General features: G+C 63.3%; 6 protein-coding genes. 5 read left to right on the plus strand and 1 reads right to left on the minus strand.

Annotation, left to right across the window (positions count from 1 at the left end):
* The 5 genes from AC1DOC_RS16490 to AC1DOC_RS16510 all read left to right on the plus strand — a co-directional run.
* On the plus strand, positions 1-274 hold a 274-nt coding region (locus AC1DOC_RS16490; RefSeq protein ID WP_478130099.1), incomplete at its 5' end, for a sugar transferase.
* Between the two features lie 39 nt (positions 275-313).
* Positions 314-1,462 (plus strand): polysaccharide pyruvyl transferase family protein, encoded by a 1,149-nt coding sequence (locus AC1DOC_RS16495; RefSeq protein ID WP_478130100.1) that lies wholly within the window; start codon positions 314-316, stop codon positions 1,460-1,462.
* 9 nt (positions 1,463-1,471) lie between these two features.
* A complete protein-coding gene (locus tag AC1DOC_RS16500) occupies positions 1,472-2,539 on the plus strand; it encodes a glycosyltransferase family 4 protein (RefSeq protein ID WP_018906506.1) in 1,068 nt (355 codons plus the stop codon).
* Positions 2,536-3,816: a glycoside hydrolase 5 family protein gene (locus tag AC1DOC_RS16505; protein ID WP_478079112.1), complete on the plus strand. Its 1,281-nt coding sequence runs from the start codon at positions 2,536-2,538 to the stop codon at positions 3,814-3,816. Before AC1DOC_RS16500 ends, AC1DOC_RS16505 begins: the two co-directional genes overlap by 4 nt.
* A gap of 16 nt (positions 3,817-3,832) precedes the next feature.
* Positions 3,833-5,062 (plus strand): lipopolysaccharide biosynthesis protein, encoded by a 1,230-nt coding sequence (locus tag AC1DOC_RS16510; protein ID WP_478079111.1) that lies wholly within the window; start codon positions 3,833-3,835, stop codon positions 5,060-5,062.
* A gap of 64 nt (positions 5,063-5,126) precedes the next feature.
* On the opposite strand, the gene AC1DOC_RS16515 is transcribed toward AC1DOC_RS16510, so the two are convergent.
* On the minus strand, positions 5,127-5,760 hold a 634-nt coding region (locus AC1DOC_RS16515), incomplete at its 5' end, for a YjbH domain-containing protein (protein ID WP_478130101.1).

A 5,760-nucleotide genomic window follows, 5' to 3' on the forward strand; every position in this document is an offset into this window, starting at 1 on the left:
GTTCTGGAACGTGCTGGTCGGCGACATGAGCCTGGTGGGCCCCCGGCCCTGCATGCTCGACCAGAAGATCCTGTACGGGGCGGACTGGTCGTTCTATTGCGCCGTCCGGCCCGGCATCACGGGCCTGTGGCAGGTCAGCGGGCGCAACCAGCTGAGCTACAAGAAGCGCGTGGCGCTGGATGTCGCCTATGTCGAGACGCTGTCGGTCGGCCGGGACATCGGCATCTTCATCAGGACCATCTGGGTGGTCGCCGTGGGCCACGGGTCGCGATGAGCGGCTTGGCTTCGAAGGCAACCGATGCTTGATTCACAGATGAAAAAGATCCTTATCTGCGCCGTGCCTTTCAGCGACAACCTGGGCGACGGGGTCATCGCGGCATCCCTGGCCCATATTGCGGGCCTGAAATATCCGCAGGCCCGGGTCGAATTCCTGGACATTGCCGGCCGGCTCGGCTTCGAGGAAGAAAACCTGCGCGGCGGCGGCRCATTCCGGCTCTTTGCGAAGCTGCCTTCGTTCATCAGGTCGGTGATCGTGTTCCTGTATTGCCTCAAGGGCTATTTTCTCGGCTGGCGGAAGAACTGGAAGGCCGCTGTCGACGATGCGGACCTGGTCGTCATTGGCGGCGGCCAGCTGTTTTGCGACGTGGCGCTCAATTTCCCGGCGAAGCTGTTTCTCCTGAGCCGGCTGCTGCGTGGAAAGAAGGTGGTGATCCTGTCGGTGGGCGTGACGGCGAAATGGTCTTTTCTCGGGCGCTTTCTCGTCGGGCGATTCCTGAAAAATGCGAGGCCCGCCTTCTACGCCACCCGCGACCAGGAATCGGCCAGCAACCTGCACAATTACTTCCGAATCCCGAGAAGCGATATACAGGTGGTGCCCGATCCGGCGCTCATCTGCGCCGATGCCTTCTCGGACGAGCTTTCGCCGGAAAAGAATTGGGACATCGGAATTTGCGTCAGCAGCCTCGATGCGCTGGTGATGAATTCCGAATACGAAGGCTCCAATTCAACGCAATCGGCCAAATTCTTTGCCACGCTGGCCGAATCATTGCGGGCCGAGGGAAAGCGGGTGCTTTATTTCACGAACGGCGCCTCCGAAGACAACAAGGTCCTGGAAGAAATTTCCTCGGCCTCCGATGCGCCGAAATCGATTTTTCTCGTTCCCCGGCACCCGGATGAACTCGTTGCCTTGATCAGCGCCTGCTCGTGCATCGTGGCGCACCGGCTGCACGCGAATATCGTGGCCTACGGTTTGAACATTCCGTCCATAGGAATGAATTGGGACAAGAAGGTGGAGTCGTTTTTCGAACTGACCGGCAGAAAGCGCTACCTCTTCGACTTGTCGCCCCGCGTCGAAAAGCTGGGTACGTCGGTGCTGGGCCTGCTCGATGACCGGCACCCGGACCGCAAAGCGCTCGACGCATTGAGAAGCCAGGTGGTGGCCGGTATCCATGCATTGATCTGATTGGCACCTATGAAGATATTGCACGTTGCCGAAACGCTCAAGGGCGGGCTCGAAACCTATCTTCGGCTGGTTTCGGGCTTTCAGCAGAACTCTCCCGTGATCAGCCAGGCCAAGTTCATCTTGCCCGGCCCGGTGGAGTGGCTGGACTCCCGGGACACGCATGTGGTCCCCACGGCCCGCAGTCCTCTTGCCCTTGCAAGCTACGCCGCCGAGATCAAGAAAATCATCCGCTCGGAGCGCCCCACGGTGCTGCACCTGCACAGCTCGATTCCGGGCGGAATCGTTCGCGCCATGGCGCTGCTCGGCCAGGTGCCGGCCGAGACCAAGATCGTCTATTGCTCGCACGGCTGGGCCTTCGACCAGGTCGGGCCTTCGTACAAGAAGTCGATCTATCGATGGATCGAATGGCTGCTGTCCCATTGGAGCGACGCGATCATCTGCATCAGCGGCCACGAGTTCCGGGTGGCCGAGAAATTCGGCATCAAGCGGTGCAAGTGCATTCCGAACGGGATCCAGCCCACCGCGCCCATTGCGGAAAACACGGTGGCTCCCAAGATTTCGGCACGGCCCCGAAGAGTCCTTTTCGTGGGGCGGCTCGACCGGCAGAAGGGCATCGATGCCTTGCTCGACGCCTATGCCCGCGTCCAGCCCGGCTTCAAGCTCGTGATCGTGGGCGGGGCCGTCAGGAACGATCTTTCCCTTGCGCGCTCGAGCGAGATCGAGTTCGCCGGATGGCTCGAGAAGGACGAGCTCGAAGAAGCCTACCGGTCGTGCGACGCGGTCATCGTTCCCTCCCGTTGGGAAGGCTTCGGCCTTGTCGCGGTCGAGGCCATGGCCCGCAGCAAGCCGGTTTTTGCATCCGCCGTGGGCGGCCTGGTCGACATCGTCGAAGACGGCAGGAACGGAAGGCTGTTTTCGCTCGACGCGCTGGACGACGTGCTGCGCGAGATCGATCGGATCTCCGATGAGGAATTGCAGCGGATGGGGCGTGCCGGCCGGGAGATTTTCGAAGAGAAATACACCGCCGACCGAATGAACGCCGCCATCCTGGACTTGTACAAGGAGTCGGTACAGTGAAGAAGTCTTCATTTTTTTCTTCGGTGGCGGGGCGTTTGCGGGGTGCCTTCAGGCTGCTGTGCGCCTCGGCGGCGTTGGCGGCCGTGGCCTGCACGGCAGAGGCCCGCGGCATCGCCGAACTGGGCACGGAATATCCGGTCGCGCTGAGCGTGCAGATCGACCCGGCCACCATCACGAACGAGGATCTGAACGAGATCAGGGCATCGGGCTTCGAATTCGTGAGATTCGGCGCGCGGCCGCCGCTGAAGAGCGTCAACCCGGCATCGGTCGACTACTCGGACCTGATCAAGCGCGTGAAGAACGCCAGGCTCCAGGCGATCGTGACCTTGTTCGGAGGCCGCGAGATCTGGGGGCAGAGCCCGGCGGAAGCAGGCGAAGGCCAGCGCGAAAAGCTGTTTGCCAAGTTCGCGCTCGAGTTCATGAGCGCGCACGCGGCCGATGTCGCCGTCTGGGAGCTGTGGAACGAGCCCGACCACAAGACCTTCCTGAACCCGTCGCTTTTCTCGAGCTTTGAAACCGCGACCGCCGAGTTCTGCCGCAGCATCGCGCAAATGAAGACGCCGCCGAAGATCGTCATGGGATTCGGCTTTGCGAAGCTTCCCTTCAGCCCGGGCCAGGTTCCCTCGCAGCTCGAGAATGCCTTCGTGTCGGCGGCCAAGGCCGACTGCCTGACGGACATATCGATCCATCCCTACCGCTCCATTCCGGAAACCGCCATCGCGGACTATGGAAAGCTGCGCGCAAAGCTGGACCAGCAGCAGCTCGGAAAGGTCGGGATCGTCGCTTCCGAGTGGGGCTATGCCTCCTACCTGCCGGTGCGGGACCGCAACACCCAGGCTTCGCTGATCCTGCGCGAATACCTGACCAACGTGGCCGCGGGCATCAGGCTGCTGAATCTCTATGCCTGGCAGGACCGGGGAACCTCCGTCATCTCGAGGGAAGACAACTTCGGCCTCAAGTCGAAGGGCGGCGAGAAGAAGGAAGCCTTTTCGAGCCTCACCGAATTCCTCAAGATCGCCCGCAATTCGAAGAAGCTTTCATACCAGAGCAATGCCGGCCTGAACAAGCTGGTGCTGAGCCGCGGCAATTCCCTGCTGCACGTGGTGTGGACGCAAAGCGCCGAGCAGAACGTGCTGGTTCCCGCCGACAAGGGAAAAAAGTGCACGCGGGTCGACTTCTTCCCGCAGGTGCGCCACGGCAGCTGCGGCAGCCCCGTCGACGGGGGCTTTGCTGCCAAGGCCACCGACTATCCGGTCCTGTTTTCCATTTCGGAATAGGGTGAACAGGCCCAGGATGGCGTCCCTGTCCGGAATTCGAAAGCGCCTCGCAGGTCCGATCTACGCAGTTGCAGACCAGTGCATCTACAGCGCGAGCCAGCTGCTGCTGAGCTTTGCGCTGGCGCGGGCGCTGTCGCCCTCCGACTTCGGCATTGCCTCGGCGTTCCTGGCGATCGTCAGCTTCCAGTACATCGTGCATACGGCGGTGGTGCACGAGCCGCTGCTGATCAAGCGCTACTACGCGGGCCGGTCCGCCGCCTGGTGGAGCTGGGCGCTCGTGCTGGGGATCTCCATTGCGGGCTTCCTGGCCTGGCAGTTCACGAGCTTTCCGGGGCCGCTCCGCTGGGCCGGCGTGGCCCTGATCGCGGGCTATGAAATATTCTGGATTTCCCGAAGCATCCTGCTCGTGGGACGCCGCTACCTGGTGCTCTGTGCATCCGGCGTGCTGGTCTGCGTCGGATACGTGGCGGTGCTGATCGGCCTGAAGCCGGCGTCATGGACGCAGGCGCTGCTGTGGATCGCCGTCATCCAGCTGCCCTTTGCCATCCTGGTGGCGACGAGCCTCCGCCAGGTGATGGCACCGCTGCCGGCCGCCGCCAACGCCCAGGCCCTGACGCTCGGGGAAGCCGCCAGCTACGGCTGGAAGGCCAGCCTTTCGCAGTTGATGAGCTGGATCATGACGGGCGGCGCCATCCTGCTGCTGGGCTCCTCGGCGGATTCGGTGCAGGGCGGGCTGCTGAAGATCTACATCACCTTCCTGCTGCCGATGCAGTATGTGCTGCTTGCGCTGGGCTACTACATCCTGCCCAGGCTGGCGGCCAACTGGGCATCCGATCGGCGCAAGGACGCCTTTGGCCTGTTCGTCAAGTTCGTCGTCTTCGGTTTCCTGGTGGCCGAGATCGGCGGAATCCTGCTGGGGCTGCTGGGCCCGTACCTGGTGGTGCTGGCCTTCGGCAAGAACTACGGCGGCATGGATTTTTCGCCGTTCTTCTACGCGCCCGCCATCTTCGGCCTGACGATGTGCCTGCGCACGGGGTTCAGGGCCGCCGGCCGGCCCGGTGCGCTTCTGTGGTGCTCGATCTTCGGTGCGCTGGTGTTCGCTGCGGCCATGCTCGCGGCCACGCCGCCCATTTCCTACATCCAGACCATCAACGCCATGACGCTGGGCTTTGCCTGCATGGCGGCCATGATGATGGCCTGGCTGTTCTTCATCATGCGCGCAGCCGGCTCGGACCGGGCCGGCTGATTCCTGTTCTTCGAAAGCCCTGCCGCACGGGTGAGCGCGGCAGGGGATTGGCGGCCGCGCCGCGTCAGCGCGGCCGTTCGAAGTTCAGGATGTTGTCGCCCGTGCCCGGCGTGCCGCTGTCCGGCGGCGCGAACTTGTAGGCGCTCGGGTCGCGGGCCGAGGTCATCTCGTAGAGCGGATGGATCCGGCCGAGCCGCGCACCGCCGTCGCGCACCAGCGGCGCCCAGGCGAAGTTGGCGGTGAACTTGTTCGAACGCGGCAGCAGCGCGTCGAAGGGAATGGAAAGGTAGATGCCCTTGTCGAAGCTGCCTTCGCCGAACTGCCTGGCCGATACGTTGGTCTTGGTGGCGTAGGCCCCGAGCACCACGCCGTTGTCGAAGCGGCGGCTGATGTCGATGGTGACGCCGCGGTCGCCCGCCAAGTACTGGCCCGCGCTGATCTTGGCCAGCACGCCGTGCCAGCCGGTGTCCCAGTAGAGCGTGGCGTGGCCGGTGTTCACCTTGTAGTCGCGCAGGCCGAAGTCCTGTTCGAAGTCGCGCTGGCGCACGTGGTTGAAGTCGACCCCGAAGGCGATCCGGCTGCGCCATGGCCGGTAGAGCCATTCACCGCCGACGCCCGCATACATGGTTTCCAGGGCACCGCCGTACACGCTGTAGTACTGGTTGTCGGAGAGCCTGCCGACGTGCGTCAGCTGGAGC

The organism is Variovorax sp. 01T439_2, assembly GCF_056398445.1.

Bases quoted from the DNA above. Each gene is read 5' to 3' on its own strand.
- AC1DOC_RS16500 (WP_018906506.1), top strand. From the start codon at position 1,472: ATGAAGATATTGCACGTTGCCGAAACGCTCAAGGGCGGGCTCGAAACC.
- AC1DOC_RS16510 (WP_478079111.1), top strand. From the start codon at position 3,833: ATGGCGTCCCTGTCCGGAATTCGAAAGCGCCTCGCAGGTCCGATCTAC.